General features: G+C 46.4%; 9 protein-coding genes and 1 pseudogene. 7 read left to right on the top strand and 3 right to left on the bottom strand.

Translation table 11 applies throughout. From position 1 onward, the window contains the following. The first annotated feature begins 661 nt into the window (after positions 1-661). Positions 662-1,348, top strand: a complete 687-nt coding sequence (locus QUB56_RS28775; protein WP_332959720.1) for an HAD family hydrolase — start codon at positions 662-664, stop codon at positions 1,346-1,348. A gap of 209 nt (positions 1,349-1,557) precedes the next feature. Here QUB56_RS28775 and QUB56_RS28780 read toward each other — a convergent pair whose 3' ends face one another. Further along, complete coding sequence (locus tag QUB56_RS28780; protein ID WP_332959721.1) at positions 1,558-2,169, bottom strand: CPP1-like family protein; 612 nt, start codon at positions 2,167-2,169, stop codon at positions 1,558-1,560. Between the two features lie 1,160 nt (positions 2,170-3,329). Beyond that, on the bottom strand, positions 3,330-4,208 hold the full coding sequence (gene pgeF, locus QUB56_RS28785; protein ID WP_332959722.1) for a peptidoglycan editing factor PgeF: 879 nt from the start codon (positions 4,206-4,208) through the stop codon (positions 3,330-3,332). A gap of 99 nt (positions 4,209-4,307) precedes the next feature. On the opposite strand from pgeF, the pseudogene QUB56_RS28790 reads away from it, so the two are divergent. The 5 genes and pseudogenes from QUB56_RS28790 (at position 4,308) to QUB56_RS28810 (ending at position 12,990) form a co-directional block, all read left to right on the top strand. Continuing rightward, positions 4,308-5,516: pseudogene (locus QUB56_RS28790) on the top strand (RNA-guided endonuclease InsQ/TnpB family protein). A gap of 451 nt (positions 5,517-5,967) precedes the next feature. Then, the gene (locus QUB56_RS28795) at positions 5,968-7,713 is read left to right on the top strand and encodes a peptidoglycan DD-metalloendopeptidase family protein (protein WP_332959723.1); all 1,746 of its coding nucleotides are present in this window, start codon (positions 5,968-5,970) and stop codon (positions 7,711-7,713) included. A 336-nt stretch (positions 7,714-8,049) separates the two neighbouring features. After that, a complete protein-coding gene (locus tag QUB56_RS28800) occupies positions 8,050-8,370 on the top strand; it encodes a DUF6464 family protein (RefSeq protein ID WP_332959724.1) in 321 nt (106 codons plus the stop codon). A gap of 1,294 nt (positions 8,371-9,664) precedes the next feature. Then, a complete protein-coding gene (locus QUB56_RS28805; protein ID WP_332959725.1) occupies positions 9,665-12,016 on the top strand; it encodes a DUF4347 domain-containing protein in 2,352 nt (783 codons plus the stop codon). Continuing rightward, entirely contained in the window at positions 12,013-12,990 is a 978-nt protein-coding gene (locus QUB56_RS28810; protein ID WP_332959727.1) for a calcium-binding protein, read from the top strand. The genes QUB56_RS28805 and QUB56_RS28810 overlap by 4 nt, the downstream gene beginning before the upstream one ends. Before the next feature lie 172 nt (positions 12,991-13,162). Here QUB56_RS28810 and QUB56_RS28815 read toward each other — a convergent pair whose 3' ends face one another. Then, a complete protein-coding gene (locus tag QUB56_RS28815) occupies positions 13,163-13,720 on the bottom strand; it encodes an NUDIX hydrolase (protein WP_332959729.1) in 558 nt (185 codons plus the stop codon). Between the two features lie 389 nt (positions 13,721-14,109). Here QUB56_RS28815 and QUB56_RS28820 point away from each other — a divergent pair, with 389 nt between their 5' ends. Then, entirely contained in the window at positions 14,110-17,817 is a 3,708-nt protein-coding gene (locus tag QUB56_RS28820; protein ID WP_332959730.1) for a pentapeptide repeat-containing protein, read from the top strand. Positions 17,818-18,157: the final 340 nt, after the last annotated feature.

Here is an 18,157-nt window from a genome sequence, read left to right on the forward strand (position 1 = left end):
TTGAGATTTGGGATTGGTTCCACGGATAAATCACCTGGCGGGTACCACCTTGGAAATTGTTGGTCAAAATCAGCGTCGATTGAGGTTATCGATTTGAGATTTTAGATTTTAGATTTGAGATTGACCCCACGGATAAATGCGGGGGCTTGAGGATTTTCGATTTGAGATTTGGGATTGGTTCCACGGATAAATCACCTGGCGGGTACCACCTTGGAAATTGTTGGTCAAAATCAGCGTCTATTGAGGTTATCGATTTGAGATTTTAGATTTGAGATTTTAGATTGACCCCACGGATAAATACGGGACCTTGAAGATTTTCGATTTTCGAAAAGGGATTAATTCCACGGATAAATCACGTGGCGGGTACCACCTTTGAAATTGTTGGTCAAAATCAGTGTCGATTGAGGTTGAGGTTTAGGAACAATACGTAGCGGTTTATACTATTTGTGCCGCACATCTTAATTGTAAATTCCCTGATATGGGTTACACCCAATAAAGTTGAGGAGCGGCACAGCTTAATTCAAATGTTTCTTTTAATTAGAACCATTCCTATAGACCTTACCTCCCCTGGGTATTTATGTCAATTTTTGTAAAGAAACTGTTACCTTTAAGTGATATAATATCGAACAATTTGTATAAAAGCTTCAAGATATTCTGCTAAATGCTGAGACTTATTACCGACTTTGATGGCCCGATCATGGACGTGTCCGATCGCTACTACCGAGTTTACCAGCAGTGTCTCGCTGAGACTCAACGTTTGGGCCAACCCGTGCGGGAACTCCCCAAAGCCGAGTTTTGGGACATGAAGCGCGCGCGGGTTCCCGAAACCGAAATCGCCATCCTCTCGGGATTGGACGCAGCCCAAGCCCGCGATTTTGCCCAGAAACGCCGTGACACGGTTCACACGCTCCCTTACATGATTTACGATCGACCAGTGCCCGGCGCTTTGGAAACGCTCGAAAAGGTACAGCGCGCTGGAGTAGACTTAGCGGTCCTGACCATGCGCCGCGTCAGAGAACTAGACGAAGCCTTCAACCGCTGTAATTTAGGGCAATTTTTCCCTGAAAACCGCTGCTATTGCCTCCCCAACGATTACGTCAAAACCGGGGATATCAAAGATAAGCCCCTGCTAATGGCAAAAGCTCTCGCCGAACTGCCGCCGGCTTCTGACGTTTGGATGGTTGGGGATACGGAGGCGGATATTGTAGCAGCTAAAACGCACGGTGTCAAGGTAATTGGTGTTTTGTGCGGAATTCGCGATCGCACCCAACTAGAAATGCACCAACCTGATTTAATTGCTAACAATTTGAGTGAAGCAGTAGAGATTATTTTAGATCGCCACAATTAGTCATTAGTCGTTGGTCATTAGTCATTAGTCATTAGTCATTAATCATTAGTTATGAGTTATTAATTGTTAGCTGATGTTATTTTTCAGAGGTCTTGATTCCACCGTTATTAGTTGTTGGGTTCTGACTGCTGACTGCTGACTGCTGACTGCTGACTAATGACTAATAACTGCTGACGAATAACTGCTGACTGCTGACTGCTGACTAATGACTATCGCAGAAAACTGCTAACCAGCCACAGAATTAAAAACGTAAACAAAGCGATAAATTTCTCTGTTGTTATAAATGCCGGACTGACCAAAGAACCCAAAAAGCCTCCCAGCAACAAGCCTATAACCAAGCCAGCCACAGTCAGCAGCACAGCCCGACCAAATTTTTGATCCTTGCGATTAACAAAATAAAGACAAGAGCCGACGCCAAGAGCCAGAGTCAACTGTAGTAAACCATCATTAGCCGCCGGATAAATACTCAGTCCGCCTAACCCCACATACACCCCAGCCGGCCACAAAATGTCCGAGCGACTAGGAGTATCGATTAGCCGGTGCAACCAAGCTGGGCTGCCACTCGGAGGAGACGGAGTAAAGCTTGCGGGTGCGGGAGTCAGCCGCTCGGGGAAGCGGATGCGTTCGGGCACTTTAATTTTACCTTCCTGTCGCTGCCGCAGGCGATCCATGAGGATCGCGTCGTATGCTGCTTCGATCGATTCCAAACGTTTCATGTCACCGCTGTACTGCTCAGCTAGGCGCGTGCGGGCCTCTTGCACTTCATCAAAGGAAGCATCTTCATCGACTTCAAGCAGTTGATAGGGAGTTGGCTCACTCATAAAAAAACTCCGTAAGTGGGAAACTCAGTCGCTGCATAACGCTGAGAGGGAAACGACCCTTCGGCTACGCGAGCGCGCATAGCCCGGGCGGTTTCAACCGTAAGACAACATTACACGGGGATTGTGTGTTCGGTGTACCTTTGTAATGTACTTTCACTGTTTACAATTACCACCTCAAACCTCACAATCGGCGATCGCATAATGTTTGCTCCTTATAGCCTCCATGAGAGGGGTAATGTTAGCTTGCCCCGAAAGTTTACGGTCGGTACTCGATTTAGGAGACTAACTTAACTCAATAAATTTGTTTAATCCTAAATTTCCCGATTCAAGGAGCTAGCTGAGCATTCCTTGGTAGGTCTTTAAACTCTTACCCTTAACGTAGTACCCAGGTACGCATGACTGTCAACTGTGGTTTAAGTCAAAGGCCAAAAGCCAAGCGCCTGTCTTTAGACCTGGGTGGTTGACTGTAATAACCCGCCTCGGTACTCTCGTTATCTGGAAATCGGGTTTAAAACCCCGTCCTTCTAGGACAGCTTTAATTTCTTAAATCCATTCCTAAAAATCAGGGAATTGCTGGTATTTGTAGTATACTACAATAGTCAAGGTTAAACTCCTGTGCCTCAAGTGAAACAGTTAAGAGACACTTTTAGGCCTAAATTGTTGGCTCCCGAGCAGCGAATACTCTTAAAACAGCCAGAGAATCAACGCATTCTTTTTACCATAAAAAAATAATTTGGTTCATTTGTTAAGTAGGGCATACCCTCCCTCCTTGTTCCTATCAAGTATACGCTTTTGGAGATAGACACTACGCCGGCTGCTGTGAGTTGAACTCGTCAATTGGTATTTTGTACGGTTGAAAGGTTTAAGAAGTGCTTTCATGACATAGCGCTTAAAGGTCAGTCGATGAATTAAGAATCCCCACGGCTGATAGCCCCGGAGTGTCAAAGAGCAATCTTAACAAGAGAGGAAAGCGGGGCGGGGACCCCGGCGGCTTTCCCAAAAGTTTTGCTGCTAGTTTTTATTGATTTAAAACCGGAACCAGCAAACCTTAGGAAGGTAGAAGCTAGAAGGCATTCGGGATTCGTAAATCAAAAATAAGGAATCCAAAGATTTTTATTTTTATCTGGGCCGTCTAAAATTTTACCTTCTGCCAAATGCCCTCAGAAGGAACAAGTCCTGCCGGCGCTCACAATCCCCGACCACTGGACTTTTTTAAGTCGATCGCGGCGGTAGGAAAAAAAGCGAGCCGAGTCAGAATAAGTACAGAAAGGAGCGATCGCCACTTGAGAAAGATCGATTCCCAGCTGCTGCAATTGCAGAGCATTGCAGATGCGAACATCCAAGCGTACCTTTCCCGGTTCTGGATCGGGCAAGACAGGCGATTCGGGCAGTTGGTGCAAAAACTCGCAGATGCCCTCGGCTGTCGCATTAACGCCACTCAAAGGAGCAATGGTGGCTCCCAGTTCCGCTGCCACTGCCACAGATACCTGGTAAACCTTTCCAGCGATCGCCGGCCCCATAGCAATCTTCAGATTTTCTAGTTGACTGCCTTGTGCCACAAGTTGAGCGATCGCCTCTGGTAATATCTTAGCAGCAGTCCCGCGCCAACCCGCGTGAACAGCAGCAACCAGTCCCGTGCGACCGTCAGCAATCAGCACCGGCACGCAGTCAGCCGAGCAAACCCACAGCGCCTCCAATTCTCCCTCGGCCACCAAGCCATCAGCCTCAGCATAGTAGGGGGTAGCGGTAGACGGGTCCAGGGCCACAACGGGTGACAACTGACTGGTTTTGAGTACCGCATTACCGTGTACCTGTTGGAGTCGATAAACCTGAGCTCCGGGTTCGAGAACTTCCGTCAGCTCGATCGGCCCCTGCGGCGAGAAATCGCGCGTAAAAAAGCCGTGAGACCAGCGGGAAAGCAAGCTGCAAGTCAGATAGGGCAAGCCTTCAGAGCTCTGCCACTGCCAACTGATACCGTCTGGTTGTCCGGCGCACTCAGAGTCAGGAAAATTTGTCAAGCGATCGCCAGCTACAGTCATGAAACCTATCCTTACCGAAAAATTGGGTCTAAAGCCCCGTCCTTCTAGGACGGCTTTCTCTAAAGATGTTATAGTTACGCCCGTAATGTTAGCGTAAATATGCTGGTATTTGAGGCAAAACTTGAGGGGACGAAGGAGCAGTATGAGCGGATTGATGAAGCCATTCGTACTGCTCGATTCGTTCGGAATAGTTGCATCAGATACTGGATGGACAACAAAGGCATCGGGAAGTATGAGTTGAGTGCTCCGCAGCGCTGTTCTCGCTCAAGAATTCCCGTTCGCTGGAAAACTTAACTCCCAAGCCAGACAAGCTTCTGCCAAACGAGCTTGGTCTGCTATCACTCGGTTCTACGACAACTGCAAAAAAGTCAAGCCAGGGAAGAAGGGTTTCCCACGATTCAAGCGCTTGCGAACCCACGGTTCTGTTGAGTACAAAACAACGGGATGGAAGCTGTCTGAGGATAGGAGAGCTATCACGTTCAGCGACGGGTTTGAGGCTGCAAGTTTTAAACTGTGGGGAACCCGTGACTTGCATTTCTACCAGTTGAAGCAGATGCGAGCGAGTTCGAGTTGTTCGTCTCGCCCACGGGTACTACGTCCAGTTTTGTCTTGACGTTGAACGGATCCAGAAGAGAGAACCCACAGGTAAAACCATGGGTCTTGATGTTGGATTGACTCACTTCTACACCGATTCCAACGGTCAAACCGTTGATAATCCCCGCCATTTGAGAAAGTCCGAAAAATCCCTTAAGCGACTGCAACGTAGACTTTCTCATACCGAGAAAGGCTCTAAGAACAGAGCCAAAGCGAGAAATCGCTTGAGCCGGAAGCACCTCAAGGTAATTCGGCAGCGTAAAGACTTTGCCGTGAAGTTGGCAAGGTGCGTAGTGAGCGTCTAACGACTTGGTTGCCTAGGAGGACTTGATGGTGCGGAATATGGTAAAAAACAGCAAGCTTTCCAAGTCTATTTCTGATGCGGCACGGTCTAACTTCCGCAGTTGGTTGGAGTATTTCGGCAAGGTGTTCGGTGTGGTGACAGTAGCTATTCCACCTCACTACACCAGCGCCAACTGCTCTAACTGTAGGGAAGTTGTCAAGAAGTCGTTGAGTCAACGCACTCATAGATGTCCTCATTGTGGGCCTGTGCAGGATAGAGACTGGAATGCAGCTATCAACATACTTGAACTAGGACTCCGTACCGTGGGGGACACGGGAACGTTAAACGTCTCTGGAGACATCGACAAGAGCATTGGTGAGAAAACTCCTCAATGTAAGTCGAGTCGCGGAAAGAGAAAGCCCAGAAAGTGATTTCTGGAATCACCGCCCTTGAAGGGCGGTGAGGATGTCAACCAAGCGAATCATTTGCCTTGTATTCTAAACAATCAACAATTTTGCCGACTAAGTTTAAATCGACGATCGGCTTTAATCAAAAAATCGCGATTCCTCGGCATTTAACTCCGGCGGACGCCACCAAAATTTTGCATTACCCTAGACGCAAAATTTCGGAAACTAATTAACATACACGGACGGCAAAGCGCTATCATCATTGTGACTGTCACAGACGACTTGCCGGTACAATCAGGCTCAAAAAACCAGGGTATCCATCGCAGACCCAGCGACCTTCGACTTGTTCGATGCGCCAAAAAAATTGCCTCAAGCCCGGTAAAATCATTTAGGGCTGTATAAAGACAAGGATTGCAATACATTCGATCCTGACTTCGATCTCCTTGTACCCCCTGTTGAGTTGGGAAAAAAAATCGTGAAACCAGTTCCAGACAAGCAAATAACAGCCCATTTGAACACCAAACAGCAAAAAAAGAACCCTACAGGCGCCCGGACTCGATCGCGCCTTTTGTCCGATCGCTCACTGCTGGTGGGACTGGGTTGCCTTGCCAGTCTGGGACTGCTCAGCAAAGGTCTAGTTTGGGCCCAAGCCGAAACTCCGCCAGCAGAACAAGCCGTCCCCGGCGCAGCAGACCTCCAGCCATTATTTGAAGCTCCTCTCCCGCCCCGGGAACCCGAATACAGTCAAGGGTCGCCAGAACCAGACCCTGCACCGCAGGCAGAAGTTCCGCCGCCCGAGCCTGTCTATGCCGAACCGCCCAGAGAGCCGGAGTACGCCAGCGAACCAGCTCCCACCAAATATTATCTGCCGGAACCCGCGCTGATTCCCCTGCCAGAAGCGACGGCCCAGGAGCCGCCTTTTGAAGCGCCAGTTAACCCAGCCCACGCTGAAATCGACCAAACAGACTACAGCATTGGCGCCAGAAGCGAGTACGAAGCGCCAACAAGAATAGAGTTTGCAGAACGATCGAAGGACTGCCAAGAAGTTGGCGGTTTGTGCGCGCCTCCTCCTGTTTCCGAACCCGTGACGGCAGATGCAGCAGAGCCCAACTACAGAAAGGAAACTCCGATCGCAGACGACGGCTATATTGCAGCCCCTCCTCCTCGAAATCTGCCCGATGATCGCCCCTCCGGCGATGTTCGGGGAACTGTTGCCGGAAATAGTAGCGGGAATCCTGTCAGTAAACTCGGTCAAGCCGTTCAACAAATAGGCCGCCAGGTTTGGGGGGGTTCAAACCCGCGGGAATCTGCTGACGCACCAGAGCGCTACTCGGCAGACCCTGGATACTCGGCAGACCCTGGATACTCCGCAGACCCTGGATACTCCGCAGACCCTGGATATTATGCCGGATCTGCATCTTACGGCGGCGGTGCGCCAGCGCCCAGCATGGGACTCGGGCCGGTTCAAGTCGGTGCGGTTAGTGTCAGCAGCGGCAGCAATACAGGTTTTGCTTTCTACAATCTCACGCCGCGTCCAGCAGGCCTGCCCGGAAATGGCAACACCAGCCTGCTGTTTCCGCTATCTATTGCTGCGGCAATTACTTCGCCGTTTGGGTGGCGGACTCATCCGGTTATGGGCTACGGCAGGTTTCACACCGGAACTGACTTGGGGGCCCCACTGGGAACGCCGGTACTGGCCGCCTATGCGGGTCAAGTGGCTATCGCCGATTGGTTGGGCGGCTACGGTTTAACGGTGGTTCTCAACCACAACAAAAACTCTCAGGAAACTCTCTACGGCCACCTTTCGGAACTGTTTGTGAAACCCGGAGAGTGGGTGAAACAGGGAGAGACCATCGGCCGCGTCGGCAGTACGGGAATGTCTACAGGGCCTCACCTCCACTTCGAGGTTCGGCAAATGACTGACCAGGGTTGGGTGGCGATCGACCCTGGTTCTCAGCTAGAATTCGCTCTGGCAAGAATGATCGGCTCTTTGGAAACCGCCAAAGTACCGAAAATGCCGAAAATGGTGGAAATACAAACTGCTAACGGACTCAAGGATTTGGAAAACGATCTCCCCCAGCTTCCACCTCTGCCCCTGGGAATGGACATCGAAGTTCACAACCTCCAGCCGCCATTCCCGGAACTGTTAAAAGCTGACTCGAACGGTCCCAAAGACAAGCAACTCCCCAAACCCAAAACTCAGAAGCAAGCTAGCAGGTAAAAATGGCGGCTTGGCTGGATTAATTTTTTTAGGGGCGGGCTATTCGCCCACCCCTAAAAAAATTGATGTTTTGTATAGCGGTTCTCGGAAAGATGAGGTATTCACCAATTAATTAACAATTCCCCAATCCCCCAATCCCCAATCCCCCAATCCCCCAATCTAAAATCTAAAATCTAAAATCTAAAATCTAAACTTGTCCCTCATCTATCTGAGAAAGGCTATAGTTTTAGACTTGACCCGGAACTTTTGTGATTTAAAACCGTCTTTTCCGGGAGGATTTTCTGTTACCGATCGTCTAAATTAAAAAAAATATTCCCACCAGCAGGCTTGGAAAAAGTGTTAACCGCTCTCCTGATTATTTTCATAGGTTTAGCTCCGTCGCTGCTGTCTTTGTGGGTGATGCGCTCTGCCCAGAGCCAGGTCCGCGATAGAATTGCAGTGGCTAGGCTGGCGGTAGCAAATAGACCCATGCGGACTCAACTACCAACTGCCGATCGCACCTACATAGAAGGCCTCGGTTATCCCATCGGCGATATTACTTGCGAGTATAACGCCCGCTCTAATTACATTCGCTGCGCTGTCAATCCTTCTGGGCCCTGTCAAGATTGTCGGTACTACCAAGCCAGAACTCTTGACGCTCGCGGTGAAAAGATATAGCTTATATGTAAGCATATTTGCGGATGTAGCAATCAATGAGTTAATATGTACTTACGTGTAAGGATTATTGTTTGAGCTTGTTTTGGACGACCCGCGCCAAAACTCAGCAATTAAAACCTAATCGAGCAGTATTGCTGGGTTACAGTTGCTCTAACTGGCGGATTGGGTTCAGTGTTTTTATAGTTGAGGAGTTGCGATCGCAAACCAAGTTTAGACGATAAATTTTGTTTGGGGGACGAGAAATCTCGGAATAAATAGGGTGTCTAGTCTCCTGGACGTAACTCCTGCAGTTAAGAAAATTACCGAACAAAAATCGCCAGTAGCTGATGGGCAAATCTCCAAGCCACTTTCTCCAAAACATCCTGAAAAATTCTGCACGAACAATTGTCCCGAGCATTTACCTTAAACAGAAACCCGCTCGAAGACTCGCTTGTTGACAGTTTGAGAAGTTGCTTGTCGGCGACACTAATCTGTTTTTGCGATCGCAGCGAAACCTCCTCAAACCTACATTGCTATCTCCAGACTGCAAGTCAGGAATTTTTAAGACGCCTCGTCGATACAGGGTATGCCGATTTCAATTGCATCTCAGATGTTGCACCATTCTCGCTTAACATACTTTCCGGCTTCACAAAAAGTTCATTTTCTTGTGGGGAGTAGGGGTTGGGCAGGAGAACCCGCCCATAGAAGGGTGATTGAGAAGGGTGCAAGATCTCAATTGAATGACACTTCGGGCACGGCCGGCATAATTATGTCACGGCTATAAATCCCTAATTAATGTCTGGTTGCTATTGTGAACAGGGCTTGCGCACCAAAACCCAAAAAACCGAGTATTTTACCGGCATGGGGGGCTGCAACGAAGGCTTTTCGTCCCTCAAATCCGGTTTATGCGTCCATAAATAGTGAAAATTCTCTGCAAATAAAGTCCATTAGACGATATACAGAAAACCTCATCAACTAAATTTTTGAGAAGTCCTGTTATTATCTACTGCTGGATGTAAGAGATATGTGTCTAACAGATACGCTCGCTAACAGAAAAGAAAGCCGAAGGCAAAATATCACCCCATAGATAGATTATGGGGATTTAAACTCTAAATCCTCAGCGCTTCTGTCGGCGATATTTGCCATGCTATCAAATATCGAGATAGCACTGGTTTGTGCTGAGTTAAACTCGCTTCTGGCTCTCGATTGAAGTCGAGCAGCAGAGCCTCTTACTCTGCAATTACACCTTTTCAATAGCTGATAATTATCATATTGAAGTGGATACATCATATACAATCCGTGAGACAAATTGACTATGCAAAGCATCTGCAACAAACCAATTCTTCTAACCAAAAAAATATGTGACTCCACCGCCAGGATTGCTGGAAAAAGCTCCCGAACAACAGCAACTTATCATCTGAAAAAAACAATAAAACAAGTAAAAACAGAGGAGTGTTTCCTGTCCCAGAAACTCGGTGGCGGCGCGGGAATTGGGCATCCCCACAGAGAATTTTTGCGAGCAACCGAGTCTGTGGGCACCCGGATTGTAAAAAATCTACTGTTCGTCGATGCCAGAGTAGAGAACTGGGACAGCTTGGCAAGTGGAGCAACTGCCGGTACATTCGTATTTGTACTGGACTCCACGCGGGATGGAGTCGAACAAATTACTAGAATTCTGGCTAATTACAGCGATTTAGACAGCCTTCAGATAGTTTCTCACGGTCGAGAAGCCCGAGTGCAACTCGGATCGATCGAACTTTGCAGCGACAACTTAGAAACCTACAGCCATTTGTTGCAGCAGTGGGGAAAAGCTCTCAGCGAGAGAGGAGATATCTTGTTATTCGGGTGCAGCGTCGCAGCGGGGGAAAGCGGCGCGGCCTTCGTGCGGCGGCTGAGCTCGATCGCAGGTGCAGATATTGCAGCTTCCGACAACTTGACGGGGAGTGCCGCACTCGGCGGCGACTGGGAATTAAAATTTGCGACCGGGGAAATAAAGGCGAGTATCGCCATTGAAAAAGAAGTGCTCGAAGCCTACAGTTACGCGCTTGGCAAAAACGAAACTTTTAAGAACTCCACAGTTAGGGGGCCTGGGATGTACGGGGGAAAGGACGGGGCGCTGTTGAATCCGAGCAACAAGGTTCCAGCAGCAAATCAACGTATCCCCGGCATAATTCCGGCTTTGGGCGGTTCGAGTCCCGGCGATGGCGCTGTGCGTGGGACGAAAGCAGCAGATCACCCGGAAGCCTTTGTCATATACAACAACCCCATTACTTCAACCGACGGTCTCACAGTCCGGTTTGATTTTTATTGTGAGGGTTCCCGCGAGCAATATAATGCTCAGGACCCCTCTATTCACCCTCAGCCAGGGGACGACCTGGGTTTCTTGTTGATTGACGGCACTCCTAGCCCAGAAAGGACTGAGGGTTATGGCGGTTCTGGTGCCTACGCTCCACGAAGGGGTATACCCGGTATGGAGGGAGGTGATTTAGGCCTTGAGCTTGACGAGTTTGGCAATTTTTCAACATCCACAGAAGGGCCCGGAGGCCAGGAGCAGCCTCGGATTCCCGGCTCCTCTATTGGTTCTTTGAGACCTGATTCCGTAATAGCCCCAGGCACTTGTAGCGCCATCAGCAACACGACCCGGAGGAGCGAGGCGATCGAAAGTCGCCTCGCCACTAACCACAACGGCTCGCCAACGAACAAAGACGGCACTCCCACTAACTCTACGGTTACGACAAGTATTGCGCCCAACGCCCACCTCGCAACCACCAAAACCGGCTCTACGAGTGCTACCCCCGGTAGCTCGCTCACCTACACGATCGCCACAGCCAATTTAGGCTCGAGTCCTGCAGAAGCTGTAACCATCACTGACAGCATAGTTCCCGGATTAACCGGATTCACGGCATCTAACGGCGGCGTTTACGAGCCAGCGACAGGCATTGTCCCCTCTGGGCCCGCGGCAATCGCCAAGGCCGAGACACTCACCCGGACGATCGGCCTCACAGTACCGCCCACCCTAACTTCCATCCGCAACACGGCCAGAAGTACCTCGATCGCTCCCGACTCGACTCCGGCAAACAACAGCGGTACAAACCCCAACGCCACCGTCACAACCTCGATCGATGCTGTGGCCGATATTGTCACCCAAGGACCCAATGCTGCTGAAAACGTAGTGATTGCAGACAGCATCATTCCCGGTTTAACGGGAGTCAGGGCATCCAATAACGCCACTTACGAGCCAGTGACAGGGGTTGTCACCTTCCCAACAGTTCCCAGCTTGACTAGCGGCAGCAACACCAACCGCCAGGTAAATTTAGCCGTTCCAGCGACGGGCACCATTAGCCTTACCTCCGGGAGCCGATCGATCACTTTATACCCCGAACCCAGCAATAACAACGGTTACCAGCCCAGAGCCACTGTCACCACCGACATCAGGGCGCAGTCAACGCCCAAGCAACTTCCATCAGCCAACAACAGCAACCCTGCGCTAGCACCCAACAGCGCTGTCAAAATCAGCAGGCTCGGAGGCAGAGACTCAGACAGCACAGTAGTTACCGAAACAATAGGTCTAAAGCCCTGCCCTTCTAGGGCTGCTTTTCTTGATTCTGCTCTTGTTGATGATGGGTGTGTTCCGATAAGAACCGGAGGTAAACAGGTTAGTTTTTGAGTTCAAAACATACGCAAAGACCAATCAATACCATCCTCGGCGACTACAGCACTCAAGAAGGCAGTACAGTTGCCACCTCTTTCGGCGACTTAATTTTCGGCAACGACAGCAGCGGCGACATCATCGGCGGCAGCAAAGATAATGACAGCCTTTTTGCCGGCAAAGGTAACGACTTAGTTTACCGCAGCAAAGCGGGTGACCTGATTTGGGGCGAACTCGGTGCTGATACCATTGTCGGCGACAAGGGAGATGATTCGCTTTACGGCGGTTTGCCAAACCAGTTAGTGTCCGATGTGTTAGGCCGCGACTTGCTATATGGGGGCGATGGGAATGACTTTCTCAATGGTGGTGAGAGTTCCGACTCTTTGAGTGGGGGTTTTGGTAACGATATTGTTCGTGGCGGCAAGGATGACGACTTGGTACAGGGAGATGCTGGCGACGACTTGATTTACGGCGACTTGGGAAGCGATAGTTTGTGCGGCGATGAGGGTAACGATACCATTAGTGGCGATCGCGAGGAAAATTATCGAGGCGCTGTGGGTGCAGACGGCCAGCAAGACTGCATCAACGGTGGCAGCGGCGATGACCTTTTATACGGCAATGAAGGTCCAGATACTCTCAACGGCGACTCGGGTAATGACACTATTTACGGAGGGAAAGATAGCGACATTCTCAATCGGGGTGCAGGGGATGACTGGCTGTTTGGCGACAGGGGAGACGATACTTTAATTGGGGGTATTGGGAGCGATCGTTTTGTGTTAAGCGCTAACAGCGGTATCGATACTGTACTCAATTTTTCCGTAGGAACTGATAAGTTTGTCCTCGCCGACGGCTTGAGTTTTGACTCGTTGCAAATTAACTCGACTGCGAATGGCACACTCCTGCAATTTGCTGCGACTGGGGAGGTTTTGGCTCAGGTTTTTGGGGCTAATAATACTATTACTGCTCAGGATTTTCTCAGTCTTGCTCCGTAAGAGCAGACTCATATTATGTCCCGTAAAATAACCATTATCAGGTTGGGAGTGAGAACTCCACTCCTCCAAAAACTCCCTCTGAATTCCTCACTACCAACCTGATATTGTGTTTTTTGGCTGGGACATAATATAACTTTAACCAGATATTGTATAGCTCCATGCACACCACACTTTACGCTTGTTTGTTCAAAAAATCTAATCCTAAAAAAATAGCTGCGATGCTTCCTGCTACACAAATTTCTCGGTTTGCTATTTTTAACAAAACTTCGGCCAGTGGGACTAAAACTACTTCAATATCTTCTGTAATATCCAATTGTATTTTGCTGGCAAGCTTGACATTTTTAGCAAAGTATAGGTAAATACAATTGGTGTCTTTTACGGGGTTATCATATAAGGTTGCTAGTTCCAAAATTTCTTCAGCAACATATCCCGTTTCTTCTGCAAGTTCTCGGGCGGCAGCAGTTTTGCCGCTTTCTTCAGCAGAATTGAAAGATCCGGCCGGCAGTTCCAGCAAAATCTCGCGTACTCCGTGCCTGTATTGGCGCACGCATACAAGTTCTTGCTGCTCGGTCGTGGCAAATACTAGGGCGATATTGGGTCGGACATTAACAAAAAAGTCGTCTATAATTTGTCCGCTTGGCAATTCTATTTCATCTTGTCTAACCTGGCACCACTGGTTATTAATAACGAAGCGCGATCGCAATAATTTCCATTTAGTTAAATTTTTCATATTAATTCATCCTTGCGAGTATGCACACTGCATACTTTACCCTAATTGAAGGGGAAGGAAAATAGGACTAAGACCAAAGGGCATCGGGACGATCGACTTGTAGGGGGCTCTACTACTTGGATAATGAACGGAGGCTCAAGGGTTTCGGATAGTAGAGCACCTTACTCATTGTAACAGTTGAATAAGTCGTGAAAACATAATAACCAGATACCCCAGATATCGGAATTCTTGAAGCAGCACAGACTCTATCTGTAGGGTACGCCGCAGCGCACCTTACCCCTACCAATAATGTTTCAAACGATTTTTTGCGTCCAGGACTGTATATATAGCATCTACTCGTTACCAGGCTCTGCCTGGTAACGAGTAGATGCAGTAAAAGTGAGATACTGATGATTGTGGAAGTGAGCGATCGCATGAGTGATGCACAACCCCTCACCGTAGAAGACCTAGAATGTTTTTTAAATATTTTCAGGATAATTATGGCTGACGAGTTTGACAAGTTTTACAACCTGCGACTGTACCGTAACAAACCATCGGACAAAATACCCGCAGCCCACCAAATAGAAGCGTTGGAAAGGTTGCATGAGTGGTTCAGGGAGCAACGCGATATGCACTCTGGCAGTATTCTTGTTTTGCCCACTGGGGGCGGCAAGACTTTCGCTACTGTACGGTTTCTCTGTACCAGTCCACTTTCCAAAGGCTACAAAGTTTTGTGGTTAGCTCATACTCACCATTTACTAGAGCAAGCCTTTCACGCTTTTGAATCAGAAGTCAAGCACATATCTCTACCTAAAACCAGCCTTAGGGTGCGAGTGGTTTCTGGTACACCAGGACATTCCTCTGTTGATAAAATTAAAATCACGGATGATGTTCTAATTGCTACACTTCAGACACTGAGTCGCGCTTATAAACGTAAACAACCAAAGCTAGAAGCATTTTTCAACTCAGCCAACGATAAACTTTTTGTTGTGTTTGATGAAGCGCACCATTCTCCTTCACCTACTTATCGCCAGTTAATTATCGCTTTGCAAGAACGTTTCCCTAAGATGTATCTGTTGGGGCTGACTGCAACTCCAACCTATAGCAAACAATATAGATATGGGTGGCTGGAAAAGCTTTTCCCTCAACGAATACTTTACCAAGTAACGGCTCAAAAACTCATGGCTGATGGCATCCTTTCTAAGCCAGAGATTGAGCAACATAAAACTAATTTTGATGCTCCTGAATTTGAAGCAGAAGAATATATAAAATGGACTAAAAGTTACCAAGATTTACCGGAAGACATCATCAGCCAATTAGCAGAAAATCGGGAGCGTAATGCTTTTATTGCAGAAACTTACGCAAGTAATAAAGAGCGGTATGGAAAAACGATTATATTTGCCGATCGATGGTTTCAATGTGAGCAATTGCGTGAGTTTTTGGAAAATAGAGGTATAGGTGCTGGCGTTGTTTATTCTGGAGCTAAAAGCTCTCAAGGAGAAAAAGTTCTCAAGCAGGATGAGAATGCCCGTATCTTAGAGGCTTTCCGTAGGAATGATTTTGATGTGTTAATTAACATTAAAATGCTGACCGAAGGAACTGATATTCCTGATGTTCAAACTGTTTTCATAACTAGAGAAACTACAAGTGATATTCTGCTCACTCAGATGATCGGACGTGCCTTACGCGGCCCACGTATGGGGGGGACAGAAAAAGCCTATATAGTGGCTTTTATTGATATCTGGAAGTATGAAATAAAATGGGCGGGATACGGTCAAATTCTTCCGGGAATTGCTGATAATGATGCTTCCGAAAGTCATAGTCTATCACCGCAGGTTATATTAGCAGATTTAGTACGAAGATTAGCTCAGCAAATGGATAGAACTATTGATAATATTACTGGGTCTTTTTTAACTTTACTTCCGCTTGGCTGGTATAAAGTTGAATTTGAAACTGTTGCTAAAGGGAGTGAAGATGACATACGGATGACAGAATTAGTGATGGTATTTGAAGGCGAAAAAGATGCCTATGAACGATTTATTGAAAGTATTGCTCAAGCTCCCACTCAAGAATTTTCTGAAATTGACCTTAATTTTGATGAGAAGTCTCAATCAATCAAAGAATTGTGTATTAAAGCTTTTTACGATCAAGATATCACCGCCGAGATAGTAGGTGAATGGCCGAATGAAAGCGTTTTAATAAATTTATTTCATATGGCTCGTCATGTGGCTCAAAATGAAGGAGAAAAACCACCTTTCTTTTTATTTGAAGAGCGAGACAATCACGATTTAGACATTCTAGCCCAAAAGTTTGTTAATGACGATCTTGGCCCTCGCGCTTTGGAGCAAGCATTACAGGTTGAGTTTGAGCGAAAAGACCGTTATTGGAAAACAATTTATTATAGCTATGAACTGTTTAAAGAGCATTATAATGCCTGTGTTAATAAGCTGTTAGCTAAAGAGAGTATTTCTGTAATTAAACCCGATTTACCTCCGGCTGAAAATCTCAATATCCTTCCCAACTCTCAGGTTGTTGAGATTGAAAACAAGCCACAGGAATCGAAAGAATTTGATGTATTACCTGAAACGCAAGAAGCTCAGTTATCTTCTGATTTACCAATGCCTAAGCAAATTAGCAGTTTAGAGCAGTGGAAAGATTTTGTTTGTAAGAGTATTAATATTTTTTACGGTTGTGATGTTGTACAGTCTTTTAAAGTTTTAGGTTCTGATAAATATACCTCTTGGAAGATTTGCACTGCTCGTGATATAGACTCTGATTTAATCAAGCCACATTTAGAATATCTCATGCAAAAAATTCAAACTTTTCTAGTACCTAGAGGGTATATTCCACCAGAAAGGATTTTTGTTAATCATGTATCAGTAGAAAGAAAGACTCACTCTGGGTGGAGAACAGATAGTCTTCGTGCAAGACCAATAAGATCTGCACAGACGGAATGGATTTTGAATTCATTGCATACGGACAATCAAAACAAAATAGCTTCAGCCGGAATTACAGAGGTTAGCTTAAATAGCTCAAATGAAGACATTAACTCATCTGCCGGAAAATTAGAAGTTTCTGAAAACATTGAAATAGACCAACAAAATCTTTTGTACCCGAGTACAGAGGTTAGCTTAAATAGCTCAAATGAAGACATTAACTCATCCGCAGTAAAATTAGAACTTTCTGAAAATATTGAAATATACCAACAAAATTTTTTGCTTCGTTATGCCACTGGAGAACGAGATTTTCATGAACTAAAACTGACTGGAGTGAATAATGGACTAAAACTGGCTGGAGTGAATATAAGTGAGATAAATTTAAGCCGAGCTAATTTGTGTTTTACAAATATGTTCAGGACAAATCTGAGTGAGGCCAATTTAACGGGAGTGAATCTGGTGCAAGCTAATTTAAGTGAAGCAAACCTTACCGGAACTAACTTGATTAAAGCTGCTCTTCAGTATGCTAGCCTGAGCGCAGCTAATCTTCAAAATGCAAACCTGAGTGGAGCTAATCTTCAGAATGCAAACCTGAATCGAGCTAATCTTCAGAATGCAAACCTGAGTGGAGCTAATCTTCAAGGTTCTAACTTGAGTGCAGCTAATCTTCAAAATGCTAACCTGAGTGAAACAAACTTACAAAAAGCAAATTTGTTTAATGCAATTATGCCGAATGGCGAGATATGTAATCAGCCTAACTATTCGGAGAAACCGCCTATTATGATACTAGAAAATGCAGCTCAAGACTCAAGCACTATCTTATCTGAGTTCATTAGTACACTTGACAAATCTAATCGGACTTTGATAAAAACTTGTATTAGTCGCGGAAAAATTGAGATATTGAAGTCACTTGATGGTAATTATGATTTACTAATTATGTGTCCTAACCAGAAAATGCAGGCTTCTGTAAAATTTTATTCGTTAACAAGCAATTTTCAACAGTTTGTTGGCAATTTTGGTAAAATTATGATTTGTACAACTAGAGATAGAATTCAGTTAATTGCTGATGAGGAAATTAATTTCTATGAAGATTTTCACGAAAATTTCTTGACTATAGACTTCAGACATTATGCTTTGATGAATCACAAAAGCCATAACTGGTACATTGTTATACCTAGATAATGTTATGTTTATCTACCCATTTTTGAAAAAAATATTAAACTAATGTCGCATTCAGCCGAGATTCGTGTAAAAAAGTGCAAGCTAAGCCCGGAAAGTACGATCCTGCATAAATTTTAGATTTGAGCAAAGAAATCATCTGGCTGATAATATTTAACTCTCCTAAAGCCATACATAGCCAGACTTGGATCATCTATATTGCCCTAAATTACACATATCTGGGATCGACCTCTAAAGGGTAGTTTTAATCTGTTATAAAAAGATGAGAGTTAGAACAATTTAATAGCCTCTTCTCTAGTGATTCCCATTGGATAATGATATGTAGTTTCCTTCACTAAATCAT

The organism is Microcoleus sp. AR_TQ3_B6 (assembly GCF_036702785.1).
GTDB lineage: Bacteria > Cyanobacteriota > Cyanobacteriia > Cyanobacteriales > Microcoleaceae > Microcoleus.